Source organism: Prosthecobacter algae (genome assembly GCF_039542385.1).
GTDB classification, from domain to species: domain Bacteria; phylum Verrucomicrobiota; class Verrucomicrobiia; order Verrucomicrobiales; family Verrucomicrobiaceae; genus Prosthecobacter; species Prosthecobacter algae.
Genome location: NZ_BAABIA010000014.1, coordinates 64245 through 82239, shown reverse-complemented (window position 1 = coordinate 82239; position 17995 = coordinate 64245). Strand labels below are relative to the sequence as shown.

The 17995-nt window shown below is 62.8% G+C and carries 17 protein-coding genes; 14 read left to right on the top strand and 3 right to left on the bottom strand.

Translation table 11 applies throughout. The features are described 5' to 3' along the window. Positions 1-230 precede the first annotated feature (230 nt). Together ABEB25_RS23580 and dnaX are read right to left on the bottom strand one after the other, a co-directional pair. Complete coding sequence (locus ABEB25_RS23580; protein ID WP_345738919.1) at positions 231-545, bottom strand: YbaB/EbfC family nucleoid-associated protein; 315 nt, start codon at positions 543-545, stop codon at positions 231-233. A gap of 36 nt (positions 546-581) precedes the next feature. After that, the gene (gene dnaX, locus ABEB25_RS23575) at positions 582-2570 is read right to left on the bottom strand and encodes a DNA polymerase III subunit gamma/tau (RefSeq protein WP_345738918.1); all 1989 of its coding nucleotides are present in this window, start codon (positions 2568-2570) and stop codon (positions 582-584) included. Positions 2571-2669: 99 nt separating this feature from the next. On the opposite strand from dnaX, the gene ABEB25_RS23570 reads away from it, so the two are divergent. The 8 genes from ABEB25_RS23570 (at position 2670) to ABEB25_RS23535 (ending at position 8454) form a co-directional block, all read left to right on the top strand. Continuing rightward, entirely contained in the window at positions 2670-3227 is a 558-nt protein-coding gene (locus ABEB25_RS23570) for a hypothetical protein (protein ID WP_345738917.1), read from the top strand. Continuing rightward, positions 3224-4408 carry a molybdopterin molybdotransferase MoeA gene (locus ABEB25_RS23565; protein ID WP_345738916.1) on the top strand — a complete coding sequence of 395 codons (1185 nt, stop codon included), beginning with the start codon at positions 3224-3226 and terminating at the stop codon, positions 4406-4408. The genes ABEB25_RS23570 and ABEB25_RS23565 overlap by 4 nt, the downstream gene beginning before the upstream one ends. Before the next feature lie 94 nt (positions 4409-4502). Continuing rightward, the gene (locus ABEB25_RS23560) at positions 4503-5081 is read left to right on the top strand and encodes a SixA phosphatase family protein (protein ID WP_345738915.1); all 579 of its coding nucleotides are present in this window, start codon (positions 4503-4505) and stop codon (positions 5079-5081) included. Between the two features lie 160 nt (positions 5082-5241). Beyond that, positions 5242-5511, top strand: coding sequence for a 30S ribosomal protein S14 (gene rpsN / locus ABEB25_RS23555; protein WP_345738914.1), 270 nt, complete (start codon positions 5242-5244; stop codon positions 5509-5511). Positions 5512-5576: 65 nt separating this feature from the next. Further along, on the top strand, positions 5577-5828 hold the full coding sequence (locus ABEB25_RS23550; RefSeq protein WP_345738913.1) for an FmdB family zinc ribbon protein: 252 nt from the start codon (positions 5577-5579) through the stop codon (positions 5826-5828). Between the two features lie 33 nt (positions 5829-5861). Further along, positions 5862-7286: a hemolysin family protein gene (locus ABEB25_RS23545; RefSeq protein ID WP_345738912.1), complete on the top strand. Its 1425-nt coding sequence runs from the start codon at positions 5862-5864 to the stop codon at positions 7284-7286. A gap of 44 nt (positions 7287-7330) precedes the next feature. Then, positions 7331-7936: a guanylate kinase gene (gene gmk, locus ABEB25_RS23540; protein ID WP_345738911.1), complete on the top strand. Its 606-nt coding sequence runs from the start codon at positions 7331-7333 to the stop codon at positions 7934-7936. 254 nt (positions 7937-8190) lie between these two features. Further along, a complete protein-coding gene (locus ABEB25_RS23535; RefSeq protein WP_345738910.1) occupies positions 8191-8454 on the top strand; it encodes a hypothetical protein in 264 nt (87 codons plus the stop codon). 38 nt (positions 8455-8492) lie between these two features. Here ABEB25_RS23535 and ABEB25_RS23530 read toward each other — a convergent pair whose 3' ends face one another. Further along, entirely contained in the window at positions 8493-9524 is a 1032-nt protein-coding gene (locus ABEB25_RS23530; protein WP_345738908.1) for a zinc-dependent alcohol dehydrogenase, read from the bottom strand. An 82-nt stretch (positions 9525-9606) separates the two neighbouring features. On the opposite strand from ABEB25_RS23530, the gene ABEB25_RS23525 reads away from it, so the two are divergent. The 6 genes from ABEB25_RS23525 to ABEB25_RS23500 all read left to right on the top strand — a co-directional run bounded on the left by ABEB25_RS23525 (position 9607) and on the right by ABEB25_RS23500 (position 17979). Beyond that, on the top strand, positions 9607-9813 hold the full coding sequence (locus ABEB25_RS23525) for a type II toxin-antitoxin system VapB family antitoxin (protein WP_345738907.1): 207 nt from the start codon (positions 9607-9609) through the stop codon (positions 9811-9813). 3 nt (positions 9814-9816) lie between these two features. After that, positions 9817-10239: a PIN domain-containing protein gene (locus ABEB25_RS23520; RefSeq protein ID WP_345738906.1), complete on the top strand. Its 423-nt coding sequence runs from the start codon at positions 9817-9819 to the stop codon at positions 10237-10239. A 168-nt stretch (positions 10240-10407) separates the two neighbouring features. Beyond that, positions 10408-11901 (top strand): TIGR04222 domain-containing membrane protein, encoded by a 1494-nt coding sequence (locus tag ABEB25_RS23515; protein WP_345738905.1) that lies wholly within the window; start codon positions 10408-10410, stop codon positions 11899-11901. Positions 11902-11969: 68 nt separating this feature from the next. Beyond that, entirely contained in the window at positions 11970-12767 is a 798-nt protein-coding gene (locus ABEB25_RS23510) for an IclR family transcriptional regulator (RefSeq protein WP_345738904.1), read from the top strand. Next, complete coding sequence (locus ABEB25_RS23505; protein WP_345738903.1) at positions 12764-16567, top strand: DUF1553 domain-containing protein; 3804 nt, start codon at positions 12764-12766, stop codon at positions 16565-16567. The genes ABEB25_RS23510 and ABEB25_RS23505 overlap by 4 nt, the downstream gene beginning before the upstream one ends. Then, positions 16564-17979, top strand: coding sequence for a DUF1501 domain-containing protein (locus ABEB25_RS23500; RefSeq protein ID WP_345738902.1), 1416 nt, complete (start codon positions 16564-16566; stop codon positions 17977-17979). The genes ABEB25_RS23505 and ABEB25_RS23500 overlap by 4 nt, the downstream gene beginning before the upstream one ends. Positions 17980-17995 lie beyond the last annotated feature (16 nt).

Below are 17995 nucleotides of genomic sequence, written 5' to 3'. Positions count from 1 at the left end.
GGCGGCTACGAGAGGGGGGCGGGGGGAGTGGGACGCTGCGCGTCCGGTGGGTTTAGGATGCGGACAAGAGTGTCCGCGCTCCTCTCGGGGGCGTGGGGGAAGCTCGGGGAGTGGGGGAGCTTGCGGGCGTGCAGAACCACCCGCTGGCGCGGGCAGCTACGAGAGAGGGGGCGGTGAGTTTCCTGAAGCTCGGGAACCATCCCGCGTGCGGGGCGTGGGCGGCTACATGATTAGAAGCCGAGGCCGGGGGGGAGGCCCATGCCGCCGGTCATTTTGCTCATTTCGGCGGCTTGGGTGTCTTTGACTTTTTTCTGCACCTGCTGGACGGCGGAAAGGATGAGGTCCTGGAGCATGTCGACGTCTTCGGGATCGACGACTTCTTTGGCAATTTTGAGGCTCTGGATGTCGCCGTGGCCGTTGGCGGTGACGACGATTTTGCCGCCTGCGACGGTGGATTCAAAGGTTTTGGTGCCGAGCTGGGCCTGAGATTTCTGCATCTGGCTCTGCATTTCCTGCACCTGCTTCATCATTTTCTGGATGTTCATGGAAAGGTATCGGGGGTTGAGGGGGAAGTGGTTGGGTTAAGGCTGGGGAGCGGGTGGATTGCTGGCCAGCTTGAGCTTGAATTTTTCGATGGCGCTCTGGATGAGCGGGTCGTTTTGGAATTCGGCGGTGATGCTCTCGGGGGTGGGGGCATCGGAGGCGGGTGCCTCGGGGGTTTCGGCAGCGGCGGGGGCCTCGCGGGGGCGCTCGGTGACGGGCACGGGGGCGGTGGCGGGGCGGGGGGCTGCGGCGGGGGCGGCGGCGGGGGCGGCGGCGGGGAGGTCGAAGGAGCCGAAGAGTTCAGCGGGTGGCGGTGGCTTGAGGCTGGGGTCCACGAGCATTTCGAACTTCATGGGCGTGCCGTGGATGTCCTGGGCGAGGCCTTCGAGGAAGGTGCGCTGGTTGTCGCGGGCGAGGCTTTCTTTGGCGTGGCTTTCGCTGGAGGGGAAGCCGAGCTTGATGATGCCGCGCGCCATGGACATGACGGTGGTGGCCTCCAGCCAGGAGGCGATGAGGGGGCGCTTTTGCTGGACGAGGCCGAGGAGTTCCAGGCGGAATTCTTCATTCGTCAGCGCGGGGGCGGCGGGTGCCGGGGCCGGGGCGGCGACGGGTGCGGGGGCTGGTTTCGGAGCGGGTGCGGGTGCGGGCTCTGGGGCAGGGGCAGGCGGGGGCTCGGGGGCTGGTGCGGGGGCCGGAGGTGGCTCGGGCTCGGGAACGGGGGCGGGTGCCGGGGCGGCAGCGAGGGGCGGGAGGGCCTCTTCGATGATGACGGGGGCGGGCTCGGGGGCCTTGGCCACGGGGGCTGGGGCGGGTGGCTGCGCGGGGGGGAGCTCCACCGGGGCGGCGCGGCGCGGGGCGGGCTGGGGACGTGGGGCAGGGCGGGGGACGGAGACGGCTCCGTTGCCTTCGAGGGCTTCGATGACGTCGCTGATGCTGACCTCGTTGTAGTTCTGGACTGCCTGGATGACGCCGAGTTCGAAATGGAGGCGTTTGTTCGTGGCCCAGCGCATGCGGGCATCCACCTCGGCGAGGCCATCGACGATGCGGAGGAGCTGCTCGGTGCTGGCGATCTGGGCCTGGTGGCTGACGAGATCGGCGATGTCGGGCTCGAGGTCTTCGGCGGCGGCATCGGGATCTGCCTGGCTGACGAGGAGGGTGCGGAAGTGCTGGATGAGATCTCCCAGCATGCGGCCGAGGTCCTTGCCGGCTTCGCTGGTGTCATGGACGAGGCGGAGGGCCCCGACGGTGTCGCTATCGAGAATGCACTGGGCCATTTTGGCGACGGACTGGACGGCGGTGAAGCCGAAGATTTCCAGGACGTCGGGCTCGCGGATGGTGTTGCCGCAGAAGGCGACGAGCTGGTCCAGCATGGACTGGGCGTCGCGCATGCCACCATCGGCACCTTTGGCGATGGCAAAGGCGGCTTTCTCGTCCAGGTCCACGTTTTCCAACGTGGCGATGTGGAGGAGGTGCTTGGCGATGATGGTGTTGGGGATGCGGCGGAGATCGAACCGCTGGCAGCGGCTGATGATGGTGGGCAGGATCTTATTCGCCTCGGTGGTGGCGAAGATGAATTTGACGTGGTCTGGCGGTTCTTCGAGGGTCTTCAGCAGCGCATTGAACGCGGCGGTGGAGAGCATGTGGACCTCGTCAATGTAGTAGATTTTGTAGCGGCAGCGGGAGGGGGCGTATTTAACGCTTTCGCGGAGGTCGCGCACCTGATCGACGCCGTTGTTGCTGGCACCGTCGATTTCCAGGACATCGAGGCTGCGGCCTTCGGCGATTTCTTTGCAGAGCTCGTCCTCGGGATCGAAGTCAATGCTGGGGCCGTTGGGGCAGTTGAGGGCCTTGGCGAAGATGCGTGCGGTGGAGGTCTTCCCCGTGCCACGCGGGCCGACGAAGAGGTAGGCATGGGCGAGGCGGTTCTGCGCGATGGCATTGCGCAGGGTGCGGACGACATGCTCCTGGCCGAGCACGTCGGCAAAGGTTTTGGGGCGATACTTGCGGGCGAATACCTGATAACTCACGTGCTGAAGCTAGCGTGTGTGGCGGGGGAGGCGAACAGATTTTGGTGAAACTGATCCACATCCTTGGCTTTCCTGGCGGAGATGCTCTAGGATGGGGGCATGTGGCAGATTAAATGTGTGCTTTTTCCCCTGGTCCTGGCTGTGGTGCTGCCGGGCTGCGGCCTGTTTAAAAAGAAGGAAAAGGAGAAGCCTGCGGGGCCGAAGACGACGCTGGTGGGCATCGTGGAGATGGTGAATCCGGAGCAGAACTATGTGCTGATCCGCTGTGAGGTGCTGCCGGACTTTGGTGCGGGGACGGAGCTGGTGGCGGTGGATGCGACGGGAACGGAGACGAAGCTGAAGCTGACGCCGGAGCGCAAGGGCCGCTACCTGACGGCGGACATCCTTTCTGGCCAGCCGAAGGTGATGAATCTGGTGGTGCGGCGCACGAGCGGGAACGAGCCGCTGAATGTGCCGACTGTGCCTGCGCCGGTGAAGCCGATGCCTGGCACGGAAGCGCCGATGCCGCTGATGCCGACGCTGCCCACCATCTCGCTGGAGTCCATCAATGCGCAGCAGTTTCCGCAGAGCCCTGGGCCGGCGGAAGCTGTGCCGCTGCCTGCCGTCCCGCCAGCGGCCCCTGCGCCTGTGGGTGAACTCGAGCCGCCTGTGCAATGATCTCTGAAACCGATGCGCGTGAGCGGGTGCTGGCGGCCCTGGTGCCGGGGCCGGTGGTGGAGCTGCCTTTGCTGAAGGCGCTGGGGCATCATGCGGCGGCGGAGGTGCTGGCGACGGTGCCTCTGCCGGGGTTTGATAACTCGATGATGGATGGCTATGCGGTGTGTGTGGAGAACACAGCAGACTTAAAATCTGCTGGAACGACGCTGCGGGTCATCGGGGAGCAGCCTGCGGGCCGGGACCTGGGGCTGCACTGTGGTGCGGGGCAGGCGATCCGCATTTTCACGGGTGCGCCGATGCCCTCCGGGGCGGATGCGGTGATCATGCAGGAAGATGTGGAGCGGCAGGGGGAGGCCATCCTTTGCCGGGAGCCAGTGGAGCCGGGCGAAAATGTGCGCCGAGCGGGGGCGGACCTGTGCGTGGGGCAGATCCTGCTGCGGCGGGGGGAGGTGCTGACGCCGGGGCGGCTGGGGGTGCTGGCCTCGCAAGGGCTGGCGACGGTGCGGGTGCATGCGGCCCCACGGGTGGCGGTGCTGAGCACGGGAGACGAGCTGGTGCCTGCCGGGCAGCCGCTGGCGGCGGGGCAGATCTACAACAGCAACGGCCTGATGCTGCAGGCGCTGCTGGCGGCGCAGGGCATCGCGGAGACGACGGCGGTGCATTGTGCGGATGATCTGGAGGCGACGATCGACACGCTGCGGGAACTTTTGCAAACGCATGAGGTGGTGCTGCTGAGCGGGGGTGTCTCCGTGGGGGATCACGACCACATCAAACCGGCGCTGCAGGCGCTGGGCATCACGCCGGACCTGTGGCGGGTGAAGGTGAAACCGGGCAAGCCGTTTCTATTTGCCCAGCAAGGGGGCAAATACATCTTTGGGCTGCCGGGGAATCCGGTCTCCAGCTACATTACTTACCAGCTTTTTGTGCGCCCGGCGCTGCTGCGGCGGATGGGGGCGGCGCAGGTGGAGCCGGTGAAGGTTCCAGCCATCACGACCACGGATCTGCACAATGATGGCAACCGCCCGCATTACCTGCGGGGTGTTTTGAAAGAGGGGAAGTTCACGGTGCAGGGGCTGCAGCAGAGCCATGCACTGTTTGCCCTGAGCCAGGCGAATGCGCTGCTGCGGCTGGAGCCGGAGGAGCGGGTGGCCGCCGGGCAGGCGGTGCAGGTACTGGTTTGAGGAACGTGGTGGGTGGCTGCGTGACTGCACCTTATCTTCGTGAGGTTTGACACTTGGCACCCGTCATGCGAGGGGAGGGGTGCTCCGAATCCGAATGAAGTACCTTACCCTTGTCCGTCATGCGAAATCCAGTTGGGCCCAGGCGGGGCTGACGGATCACGACCGTCCGCTGAATGAGCGGGGTTTGCGGGCGGCGCCAGCGGTGGCTTCGTTTCTGCATCGCACGTATTTTGGCGGGGGGGAGACGCCTGCGCTGATCCCGCCGCCGGAGCGGCTGGTGACGAGCACGGCGGCGCGCGCACTGGGCACGGCGAAGATCATGCTGGAGGTGGCGCGGATGCCGGTGGAGTCCCTGCTGCTGGATTCACGTCTGTATCTGGCGGAGGCGCCGCAGATCCTGGAAGTGGTGCGGCAATTCGATGAGAACTGGAAGCACGCGGTGCTGTTTGGCCATAATCCTGGCCTGCATGATTTTGCGGAGCGAGTGCTGGCGCGGGCGCATGTAGCAAAGATGCCCACCTGCACGGCGGTGCTGCTGGCGCTGCCCCATGCCTACTGGGGACTGGCGGACTGGGCCGAGGCGCAGTTGATCGGCTATGTCACGCCGAAAGCGCTGGAGCGCCGGTTTCCAGAGCTGTATGCGGGGATTTCCCGCAGTGACGGGGAAGATTAAGCCTTCTGGAGAAAGGCGAAAACGAAGATACCCAGAAGAAGAAAGCTGACGGCGACGAGGATTCCGATGATCATGAAAGTAAGATTGACACGTTCCGAGTGGCTGACAAATGAAATTTCTCCTTGCGTAGTGTCTCACTTGAGGCAATTTCGCGGCCCCTATGGCAAAAACAGCTTGGCTTGAGCGCGAGAAGCGCAAACAGAAGACCGTCAGTAAGTACGCAAAACTCCGTGCAGAGTTGAAGGCGAATGGTGATCACGTGGGCCTGTCCCTCCTTCCCCGCGATGCCAGCCCGACTCGCCTGACTAACCGCTGCCGCGTTTCCGGTCGTCGTCGCGCTTTCATGCGCCGCTTCCAGATGTCCCGTCTGACCTTCCGCGAAATGGCCCTCGCCGGTCTGGTTCCCGGAGTGACCAAGTCGAGCTGGTAATCGCCAGTCCAGGTCCAGGGAAAGTCTCTCTGGACCTATGCCAGGGAGACGTGGTAACTACAGTTATGCCCACGTATTCCTACATTGCGGAAAATCCAGAAGAGGGATGCCCCTCCTGCAGGCGCGGTTTTGACTTACGCCGCCCGATGGATCGTACCCCGCTGACGCAATGCCCCCTTTGCCGGAAACCGGTGAAGAAGCAAGTCAGTGCCTTTTCAACTCCCAAAGTCACCAAGCCTGTGTCCATATCGGACGCTAAGAGTGCGGGCTTTACCATCCTGGAAAAACGCTGCGATGGTAACTACGAGCGGCTCTAATCCTGCTGCATCGCCCCTGGTCTGCGCCACCCCATGAACGACTTCCTTTCCATTCATAGCCAGTTGCTCGCCATGGGCAACGCCTCGCATGAGGTCTTGCATGAGTGGAACCTGACGGCCAGCGAAGTGGCGTGGTCGGCCGCGCTGGTGCTGTTTTTTGTGCTGCTGAACGCCTTCTTTGTGGCGGCGGAATTTGCGATTGTGAAGGTGCGTAGCACGCAGCTCGACGCCCTGGTGGAAGAGGGCCATGCCAGTGCGATGGTGGCGCGCAAGGCGCTGAAGAACCTGGACGGTTACCTTTCTGCCACGCAGCTTGGCATCACCCTCGCGAGTATTGCCCTGGGGATGATCGGCGAGCCGTATGTGGCGCGGGTGATCCAGCCGCTGATGTGGAAGCTGGGCGTGACGAGCGACCCGATCATTTCGTCGGTCTCCATCGGCATTGGCTTTGGGGTGGTAACCTTCTTACACGTGGTGCTGGGGGAACTGACGCCGAAGTCGCTGGCCATCCGCAAATCGCTGGCGACGGTGCTGGTGATCAGTGCGCCGCTGCATTTCTTTTACGTGCTGTTCAAGCCGGCCATCTGGGTGCTGAACGGAGCGGCTAACTGGCTGCTGAAGACTTTTTTCCGCCTGGAGCCTGCCTCCGAAAGTGAGCTGGCGCACTCTGAAGAGGAGCTGCGGCACATCGTGGCGGAGAGCCAGAATGCCAAGGAGGTGACGGAGACGGAGAAGGACATCCTGCTGAATGCGCTGGCGCTGAATGACCGCTGCGTGCGGGATGTGATGACGCCGCGCAACCAGGTGATCTCCCTGGATGCGGACGACTCCTTTGAGGCGAACCTGAAGGTGGCGGTGGACTGCAAGCACACGCGCTATCCGCTGGTGGAAGGGCACCTGGATCACAGCATCGGGCTGATTCACATCAAGGATCTGCTGGCGCTGATCGGCAAGCCTTCGGCGGACCTGCGCAAGATCAAACGGGATCTGCCGATGGTGCCAGAGATGATGCCGATCGACAAGCTGCTGCGGTTTTTCCTGGACCGGCATGTGCACATCGCCCTGGCGGTGGATGAGTATGGCGGCACGGTGGGCGTGGTGACGCTGGACAACGTGCTGGAGGAGATCGTGGGCGACATTCAGGACGAATTTGACCAGGAAAACAGCGAGTTTCGCCGGGTGGATGACGATGAATTCATCGTGGAGGGGACGCTGAACCTTTATGAACTGAAGGATCAGGCGGGCCTGGACATCGAGAGCGAGGAAGTGACGACCATTGGCGGCTATGTCACGCATCTGCTGGGGCATCTGCCGAAGGTGGGAGAGAAGGTGATCATCGAAGGTTACGAAGTGACCACGACGAAGGCGGACCTGCGCCGGGTGCTGCAACTGCGTTTCCAGCGGGTGCTGGCCGAGCCGGATGGCTTGGTGGGGGATGGTGACGATGGGGATGAGTAGCGCTTTCAGTTGCAGCGGGCATTGGCATCGCTAAACGCTGGGGCATGAATCTCACGTCTCCTCGTCTCGGTCTTTTGGTGGTGGTTTCCGGTCCTTCTGGCACGGGCAAAACCACGCTTTGCCGCAAGGTGTGCGATGGGGAAACGGCGGTGTTTTCGGTCTCCTGCACCACCCGTGCGCCACGTCCGGGTGAGGAGCATGGGAAGGACTACTTTTTCCTGGAGGAGGAGGACTTTTTGGCCCGTGTGGATCGGGGGGAATTCTTCGAGTACGCGCGTGTGCACAATCGCTGGTACGGCACGCTGAAAAGCTATGTGTATGATTACCTGCGCCGTGGGGTGGATGTGTTCATGGACATCGATGTACAGGGCGCAGGCCAGGTGCGCGGCTGTGAGGATGAACTGGTGGGCCGCTGCCTGACGGACATCTTTGTGATGCCGCCGAGCCTGCAGGAACTGCGCCAGCGGCTGATGGGCCGCAACACGGAAAGTGCGGAGGCCTTTGAACTGCGGATGCGCAATGCGGAGGCGGAGCTGCAGCACTGGCACGACTACCGCTACTGCCTGGTGAGCGACACGCGCGAGAGCGATGAAGAACGCTTCCGCGCCCTGCTGAAGGCGGAGAAGATGAAGTCGAGCCTGGTGATTTGATACGATTTAGCGTGATGGATTGGTGAAATCGCGGCCGTTCGGGCGTCGCGCTGCGACGCGATGAGTGAAGGCGGTGTGCGGGCTAAAACCGCGCCTTGAAAGGCGCGGCTAAGATACGGACGCCGCTCTGCGGCTAGGGAAAGAGGCATCGGGATGCGTATTAGGTCCGGGGGGCCTGAAACTTGGTTTAACCAACCAGTGTGGCTAAATCATAGCAAACCTCTCAGCCATGGCTGATCGGGCCTGCGCCGGAGATGGATGAGATCCGGGAATTTATGGAGGACCAGGGCTTTCTCAGCCTGCCCAAGCTGATGTTGGAGTTGGGGGTTCTTCCCATGCTGTCGTGGTATCGCCCAGCCGATGGTGTCCTGGCATTTGATACCAAGACCAGCAATTTTGTGAGGCTTGGAGACATTGTCAGCCCGATTGATCTTTGCATGGCGATTTATCCCCAAGGATTGCTGGAGGAGACCGCTCGTCTCAATGGCGTGGACCGGCAGGCGTTTGGCCATGGCTGATCCGCCTAACAAAAAGTGCTTTGTGAGGAGCCTGTTGTTTACGCGGTCGGATACTCGATCAAGGCCTTGATGACTTTGCGGCGGGCGACTTCGTCGAAGGCTTCGACGATGTGATCGAGGGGGAAGCGGTGGGTGATGAAATCAGCGGAGGTGAGTTTGCCTTCGCGGATCCACTGGCAGAGCTGGGGCTGGCTTTCCTTTTCGTAGCGGCGGGTGGGCCACTGGTGGACGAAGAGGTTGAAATTGAAGTCGGCCTTGGATTTGTCGATGTGCAGGACGGGGTGGGATAGCACGCCGTAGATGCAGTGGGAGCCGCCCCGGCGGAGCAGGGGAAGGCCCTGCTGGAGGATATCGGGATGGCCGACGGCATCAATCACGGCGTCGAGCTTCTTGGGACGTTCGATCTTGTCGCCGGGGGCAAAGGCGGCATCGGCACCGAAGGCGAGGGCCTTGGCCTGCTTGTCGGTGTGGCGGTCCACGATGCCGATCCAGCCGAGGCCGAAGAGGCGGCCGAGTTTGACAAAGCTGAGGCCGACGGGGCCAGCGCCGTAAATGAGCACATCATCCCCGGGCTGAAGGTGGAAGTCGCGGAAGGCCCCGAGGACTTCGCGCCAAGTGCAAAGGAGGACGGCCTCTTCGGCGGGGATGTCGGCATCCACCTTGGTCTGGATCTCATAGACTTCGAACCAGCCGTGGGCTTCATCTGCCACGCCATCGGCGACCATGGCCTCGTGGTCATTGGCCAGGGTGTATTCCCCAAAACCGCCCCAGCCGGAGTCCACGCCTTCCATTTGCAGATCGAAGGACAGGCCGCCTACGGCGCGGTCGCCCACGGCAAAGTGGCGGACTTTTTCGCCGACGGCGACGACGATGCCGACGCTTTCATGGCCGAGGGCAAAGGGGAACTTGTCCTCCATGCCGGGGAAGTTGCCGTGGAGAAGCTCGCTGTCAGTGCGGTTGCAAAGGCAGGCGCACTCGGTTCTGACGAGGGCCTGGTAAGGGCCGGGCTGGGGCGTGGGGGTATCGAGGATTTCGATCTGGCCGGGATGCAGGGCGATGACGGATTTCATGATCAATGATGACTAAAAGCTTAACAAATGATGTAAAAAGAGGCTGGTGGGGTGATTTTTATGATGATAACATCATGATGTCATGAGAATCACAGTCGAAATCGAAGACGAAATCATTCGTGATGCCATGGAATTGACGGGGGAGAAGAGCAAGAGTCCCGCAATTGCCAAGGCGGTGGAGAATTATGTCAAACGGATGCGGGCCAAGGAACTCGGGCAGAAGCTGCTGGAAGGGTACTTTGACTATCCCATGACCAATGAGGAACTGGAAGCCCTGGGCGTGGAGTGAGCCATGGTGCTTGTTGACAGTTCTGTCTGGATTGCCGCCGCACGCCGGGAGGGCAGCCTGGAGGCCAAGGTCGGGCTCAAAGGTTTGCTGGATGTCTATGAGGCGGCTCTTTGCTCGCCCGTCTTTTTGGAGGTCATGGGAGGTGCCTTTAAGCACGAACGAAAGGAAATGTCCGCGCTGTTTTCTGTCCTGCCCTACCTGCGAGTGAAGGAGGCTGACTACGTCGCCGCCGTCCGCAACAACTGGAAGCTGCGAGATGCCGGGATCACAGCCCCGGCCAATGATGTGCTCATCGCCACCATTGCGCAGCGAATGATGTGCCGCGTGTATGCGCAGGACAAGCATTTCACGGCCATGGCTCCCGTCTTGGGGATCACGTTGTACGAGCCGGGGTATGGGGGTAGTTTCAGGCAAGACGGTGGTTGAATCTATTTTCCAAATTTAGAAGGGTTTCTAGATTTGAAAAAGATAATTCATCAAACGGAGGCTTTGGGGCGGATCTTTTGGCGGAGTGGGGGATGTTCCAAAAGCGGTGGGAAATTGTCCGTGCGTGGCGGGAGGAAGTCTGGCAGGATGGGCGGGTAATCCAATTGCATGATCTCAATCCAATGCCCGCCTGAAGTTCAGGCCACGTGGGAGAAGCTGGAAAGGTTCCAGCTCAATGACAACCAGGCCGTGTTCGGTTTTGCGGCCCGGCTGGCGCGCGAGAATGGCTGGAGTCACCGCTTTGCTGAACGGGTGATCTTTGAGTACAAGCGCTTTTTGCTGATGACGCAGCATGCGGGGCACCCGGTGACGCCGTCTGAGGAGGTGGACCAGGCCTGGCATCTGCACATGGTGTACACGCGCTCCTACTGGGACGGGCTGTGCCGGGAGGTGCTGGGGAGGCCGCTGCATCACGAGCCGACGGCGGGCGGGGTGGATGAGGAGGCTAAATTTCGCCGCCAGTATGAACGGACGCTGGAAAGCTATGCGCGCCTGTTTGGCCAGGCTGCCCCGGCGGACATTTGGCCGCCAGTGGAGAAGCGATTTCAGCCGATGCGCAGCCGCTGGGTGGATGTTTCCCGGCACTGGCTGCTGCCAAAACCAGTGTGGCTGAAGCTGCCTCGGACGGCGGTGGTGCAGACGGCGGCGGTGCTGATGCTGGGCGTGGTGGCCCTGGTGGGGTGCCAGCCGGTGATGGAGGTGCTGGACCTGCGGGGCGAGGAGTTTTTGAAATGGTATGTGGTGTGTTTTGCGCTGGCCTTGGTTGCATCGTTGGTTTGGCCACGGGTGGCGCGCGCTCAGGGCAGCCGGCGGATGATGCCGCTGACGGACCGTTATGACATCGCCTTTCTGGGGGGCGGTGGGGATCGCGTGGTGGATGCGGCCCTGGCGGCGCTTTACAGCCTGAAGCTGGTGAATGTGGATGGAAGCGAAAGTCCGGCGAAGCTGTGGGTGGAGGCTGACATGCCCATCCCGGAGGATCTGCACGAGGTGGAAGTGCGGGTGCTGAAGGCGGTGCCGGAGCGGGAGAAAGTGAGCCCGGCGGAAGTGCGCAAGGCCCTGAAACCGATGATGCAGGAGATGCAGGAGCGGCTGGCTGAAGCGCGAGTGCTGGAGAGCACGCCGGGTCTGCGAAGGCTGCGCTGGCTGGCGGCGCTGCCTCTGGTGACGGTGATGCTGGTGGGAATGGCGAAGGTGTATGTCGGCATTTCGCGGGATCGCCCAGTGGGGTTCCTGGTGGCGTTTTTGATCTTTTCCCTGGTGATCCTGCTGTGGCGGGTATCGCACCTGTCGCGGCGGACGAAGGATGGGGAGCGGCTGTGGAAGGAATTTAAAAAGAGCCCGCCGGTGACGCCGAGTCAGGTGGAAAAAGAAGGGCTGATGGCGGACCCGGCGCAGGTGGCGATGCTGGTGGCCCTGGGCGGCTATGGGGCGCTGCAGATGCCTGCGTACAGCAGCCTGCACTCGGCCTTGTATCGACCCGCCAGTTCAGATTCGGGCGGCGGCGGGTGCGGGTCGTCTTCGGGATGCAGCGGGGGCAGCTCTGGCTGTGGGAGCAGCGGCTGCGGTGGTTGTGGCGGTGGCGGCGGCGGAGGGGACTGAGGAGGTGTTTTCGGAAAAAACGAGGGCTTGAAAGATTTCCAAATCTGGAAACGTTTCTGGATTTAGAAATGAAACGACTCTCTGACGAAGACTCTGCCATCCTGCTGGACGACAATTCCGCCGCTCCGGGGACGGAGCGTACGCTGGCGATCCTGGAGCTGCTGGGGCGGCACCGGGCGGGCCTGAGCCTGACCGAAATCGCGCGAGATCTGGAGTTGCCGGTGAACTCGGTGTTTCGCATCACGGGCACGCTGCATGCGCGGGGCTACCTGCAACGGCGCGAGGATGACAAGCGGTTCGTTTTGACGAACAAACTTTTCGATCTTTCCAGGCCGCAGGTGCGGGAAAAAAGCCTGGTGGTGTGTGCGCTGGAGTCGCTGAAATGGCTGCGCGATGAGAGCGGGGAGACGGTGCAACTGCTGGCGGGGGTGAACCACAAGATGACGCTGCTGGAGCAGTGCATCTCCACCCAGCCGATCAAGGTGAGCGGCACGGTGGGCCTGCAGGTGCCGATGTATTCCTGCGCGCCGGGCAAGGCGGTGCTGGCGCATCTGCCCGCAGCGGAACTGGAGACGTTTTTTGAGCAGGTGACGCTGAAGCAATTTACCCCGGCGACGTTGGCCACGCGGGAGGCGCTGGAGGCGGACCTGGCCAAGGTACGCAAACGTGGTTATTCCCTGGACCTGTCGGAAGGGCTGGAGGGCATCCAATGCGTGGGGGCGGCGATCCTGGACGAGTATCGTTATCCCGTGGCGGCGATCACAGTGATGGCTCCGGCCTTTCGCCTGAAGCGTGACCAGTTCGAGAAGATGGGGCGTCTCTGCATGCAGGCTGCGGAAAACATCACGCGGAGGCTTTTGGCATGAAACGACTTCCTTGGATCATTCTGGTTGCCTGCGGTTCTGCGGCAGCCGCGACGCCTGAGCAGGTGGAGTTTTTTGAATCCCGCATCCGTCCGGTGCTGGCGCAGGAGTGCTATGAATGCCACAGCGAGGCGGGCAAACAAAAGGGCGGGCTGCTGCTGGACTCACGTGCGGGCTGGCAGGCGGGCGGGGACAGCGGGGCGGCGATCAAGCCGGGGGATGTGGCGTCATCCTTGTTGTTAGACTCGATCAAGCACACGCATGATGACCTGAAGATGCCGAAGAACGGCGCGAAGCTGGATGACCAGGTGATCGCCGACTTTGAAAAGTGGATCGCGGAAGGGGCCTATGATCCACGTGACAAGGCCCCCTCTGCCGAGCAACTGGCGAAGGAGACGGACTGGAGTGCGGTGCTGGAACGGCGCAAGCAGTGGTGGTGCTTTCAGCCGGTGAAGGCGGGCGTGCTGAAGGGGACCGAAGAGGCGCGGGCCGTGGCGGCGGAGATTGACCGGCAACTTTTGGAACGGCTGAAGAAGGAGGGGCTGGCCCCGGCTGCGCCTGCGGATGCGGCGACGCTGATCCGCCGGGCGAGCTTCATCCTCACGGGGCTGCCGCCGACGCCGGAGGAGGTGACGACCTTTGTGGCGGAGTTTCAGAAGACACCCGAGGCCTATGAGAGGCTGGTCGACCGGCTGCTGGCCAGACCGGCCTATGGCGAACGCTGGGCACGGCACTGGCTGGACTGGGTGCGCTATGCGGAGAGCTATGGCAGCGAGGGGGATCCGCGCATCCCGTATGCGTGGCGTTACCGGGACTATGTGATCCGGGCCTTCAATGACGATGTGCGATATCCGCAAATGGTGCGGGAGGCCATCGCCGGGGATCTGCTGGCGAAGCCGAGGATCAAGGACGGCCTGAATGAAAGTGCGCTGGGCATCGGCCAGTTGCGCATGGTGCTGCATGGCTTTTCGCCCACGGATTCGCTGGATGAGCTGGTGACCTTCACGGACAATCAGGTGGACACGGTGACGAAGACTTTTCAGGCGCTGACGGTTTCCTGCGCACGCTGCCATAACCACAAGTTCGACGCGATCAGCCAGGCGGATTTTTATTCGCTGTATGGCATCTTCACGAGCACGAAACCGGCGGTGGTGGATGTGAATGCGCCGGGGACCGGCCAGGCTGAACGTGAGGAACTGGTGAAGCTGAAGCAGGAGATCAAAAGAGTGATGGCGGCGGCCTGGAGCCAGGCGGCAGAGAAGCTGCCCGTGAAGCCGCTGCCTCCACAGGCGGCGAAACCAGCAGCCACGAAGGTGTGGGATCTACGCCAGGAGCCGTGGCATGTGGATGGCCTGGGCGTGAAGCAGGGAGTGACTCAGGCGGGGGAATTCAGCGTGCAGACGGAGGGGCAGGGAATCATTGCCCGGGTGTATCCGGGGGGGCTTTTCAGCGACCTGATCTCGACGAAGGACCGGGCGGTGGTGATGTCGCCACGGTTCAAGAACGAAGGGGGATTTCTCTGGATGCGTGTCGCCGGTGGTGGCGGTGTGAAGGCCAAGTATGTGGTGCAGAATTATCCGCGCACGGGCACGGTGCATCGCGCCAAGGAACTCAAGGATGAAGGCGATGCGAAGCTGGGATGGCACAAGCTGGACCTCAACTACTGGAAAGGGGATGATCTATTCCTACAGGTGGCGACGGTGGCGGACATGCCTGCGGAGACGAAGGAGGATGAGCGTTCCTGGTTTGGCATCACGGAGGCCTTTGTGACCGCCACGGATGAGGCCCCACCCGGTGGCGAGGCGGGTGGAGATCCGCGCGAGGCGGTGGCTGCGTGGCAGGCCGGGACGATGACGGATGCGCAGGCGGAGCTGTTGGGCGCGCTGCTGCGCCAGGGCAAGTTGCCGAATGATGTGCAGGGCGTGCCTGCGGCGGCGGGACTGCTGGCGCGTTACCGTGAGGTGGAGGCGAAGCTGCCCCAGCCGACACGCGCCCCTGGGGTGCTGGAGGCAGACAGCTATGATGCCGCACTTTTTGTTCGCGGAGACCACAAGCAGCCTGCGGAGAAAGTGGCGCGGCGGTTTCTGGATGGCATCAATTCCGCGCCGTATCAAACCCAGGGAAGCGGGCGGCTGGAGCTGGCTCAGAGCCTGACGGATGCGGCGAATCCGCTGACCTCGCGGGTGATGGTGAATCGGCTGTGGCATCATGTGTTTGGCCGGGGGATGGTGGGGACGACGGATAACTTTGGCCGCCTGGGCGAGCTGCCCTCGCACCCGGAACTGCTGGATGCGCTGGCCGCCCACTTTCAAAAGAGCGGCGGCAGCCTGAAGGCGACGGTGAAGGCGCTGCTGCTGACGCAGGCCTTTCAGCGGGGCGACAAGGGGACGGAGCTGGCAGCGCAGAAGGACCCGGAAAACAAGCTGCTGAGCCACTGGACGGTGCGGCGGCTGGAGGCGGAGGCGATCCGTGACAGCATCCTGATGCTTTCGGGGAAAATGAATAACCAAATGTATGGTGAGCCGGTGTATGGCAAGGATGGTCGCCGCAGCATCTATGTGGGCGTGATCCGCAACAGCCTGGAGCCGTTCCTGAACTCCTTTGACATGCCGGTGCCCTCGAGCACAAGAGGACGGCGGGACGTGACGAATGTGCCTGCGCAGTCGCTGGCGCTGCTGAATGATCCGACGATCATCAACTGGAGCGGCAACTGGGCGCGGCGTGCGCTGGCGGAGCCGAATGACGAGGCGCGGGTGAATCGCATGTTCATGCAGGCGCTGGGCCGCCCGGCGACAAAGCGGGAGCTGCTGGCGAGCCGGGGCTTCGTGGAGAGATCGGCCGATTTCGCCCGGCAGCAGCGGGCGGAGGTGGCGGCGCTAGAGACGAAGCAGGCGGATTTGCAACGGAGACTCCAGGCGATCTTGGAGCCGGTGCGGGCGAGGCTTGCGGGAGGGAAACCAGCGGCGAATGCGGCCGACGCGCCGCTGCCGTATGCGGAGTGGACCTTTGAAGAAGGGACGGAAGATACGCTGAAACGGCTGCCGCTGAAGCTGGAAGGGAGCGCGAAGATCGCCGATGGGGCGCTGATCCTGGATGGACGTACGGCGCTGGCCCGCAGCCTTCCGTTAACCAAAAGCATGACCGAAAAAACTCTGGAGGCCTGGGTGGTGCTGGACACGCTGGACCAGAAGGGCGGCGGGGTGATGACGCTGCAGGACCGGCGAGGCAGTGTCTTTGACGCCATCGTTTACGCTGAGCGTGCGCCGCAGGAGTGGCTCTCTGGCAGCAACAACCACCGGCGCACGCAGGAGTTCGGCGGGCCGGCGGATACGGAGGCAGATCGCCGGCCAGTGCATGTGGCCATCACGTATCAAGGCAGCAAGGTGACGGGCTATCGCGACGGGCAGCCCTATGGGGAGCCTTACACGAACAAAGAAACCAGCGAATTCATGGCCGGGGATGCGGAGGTGCTGCTGGGCTGTCGCCATGGGGCGGCGGGGGGCAACCGGATGCTGCGCGGGCGTATCCTCCGGGCGCGGCTTTATGACCGGGCGCTGACGGATAAGGAGATCGCCCTTTCCCGCCATCTGGAAGGCACGGCGGTGACGGAGCGCGATGTGCTGAATGCGCTGACGGAGGCGCAGCGCCAGGAGATGACGCGGGCCAAGGATGAGCTGAACCAAGTGATGGGCAGCCTGACACGCCTAACCGAAAATGCCGAAAAGACCGACCCTGAAAAGGCGGGCTGGGAAAGCCTGGCTCTTTCCATCATCAACCTCAAAGAATTCCTCTACCTGCGATGAACCCCTACCTCACACGTCGTCAGATCCTTTCACGGGCCTCATCGGGCTTTGGGCTGGCCGCCCTGGGCGGGCTGATGGCTGAACAGGCCCTGGCCGACCAGGCGGTGCACCGGGCGCGCAAGATCGCGCCGAAGGCACGCAGCGTGATCTTTTGCTACATGAGCGGCGGGGTGTCGCAGGTGGATTCGTTTGATCCGAAACCGGCGCTGGAAAAGTATGCGGGCAAGCCGCCGCCCTTTGCCACGGCGAGGACGCAGTTTAACAATGACGGGGTGATCCAGCCTTCGCACTGGGCTTTTAAAAACTACGGGCAGAGTGGGCTGCCGGTGAGCGATCTTTTCCCCCACATGGGCAGCGTGGCGGATGAGCTGGCGGTGGTGCGCAGCATGACGGCGAAGTTTAGCGAACATGCGCAGGGGAACTTTTTCATGCACACGGGTTTCCCCTTTGTGGGCTACCCGAGCGCGGGGGCGTGGACGAGCTATGGGCTGGGCACGGAGTCGAAGGACCTTCCGGGCTATGTGGTGCTGCAAAGCGGCGGTGCGACGGCTCCGCATGGCGGGGTAGGCCTGTTTGGCAATGGCTTCCTGCCCGCGCAGCACCAGGCTTCAATTATCAAGGCGGACAGCAGCGAGCCGGTGCGCAACATCCAGCCGCGTGAGGCGGCGATGCTGCAACGGCAACGGCTGGATTTCATTGGCGAAATGGACCAGAGTTTTCTCGGGGAGCTGGGGGCCAACAGCCAGGTGGAGGCGGCGATCCAGAACTATGAGATGGCTTGGCGCATGCAGGCGGCGGTGCCGGAGCTGTGCGACATCCGCGGCGAGTCTGAGGCGACGAAAAAGATGTATGGCATGGACGGCCCTGAAAGCTCCCGCACGGCCTATGCACGGCAGTGCCTGCTGGCCCGGCGGCTGGTGGAGCGCGGGGTGCGCTTTGTGGAACTGAGCTGCCTGGCGCAGAACATCGGCGGTGGGCAGGCGGCGAATCCCTGGGACCAGCATGGGGCGCTGAAGAGCGGCCACGGCAAGATGGCGCAGCAGGTGGACCAGCCCATCGCGGCCCTGATCAAGGACCTGAAATCACGCGGTCTGCTGGACAGCACGCTGGTGGTGTGGGCGGGTGAGTTTGGGCGCACGCCCTTTGCCCAGGGCAGTGATGGCCGTGACCATGATCCGTATGGCTTCAGCATTTGGATGGCGGGTGGCGGCATCAAAGGTGGCACGACGCTGGGCGAGACGGACGAGTTCGGCTACAAGGCGGTGGACAAGCCGCAGACGGTCTATGACCTGTGGGCCACGGTGCTGCACCTGATGGGGGTGGACCATGAGCAACTGACGTACCTTTTCAGCGGGCGCAATGTGCGGCTGACGGATGTACACGGGCACGTGATGCGGGACATTCTGGCGTAAAACGACAACAAAAAAC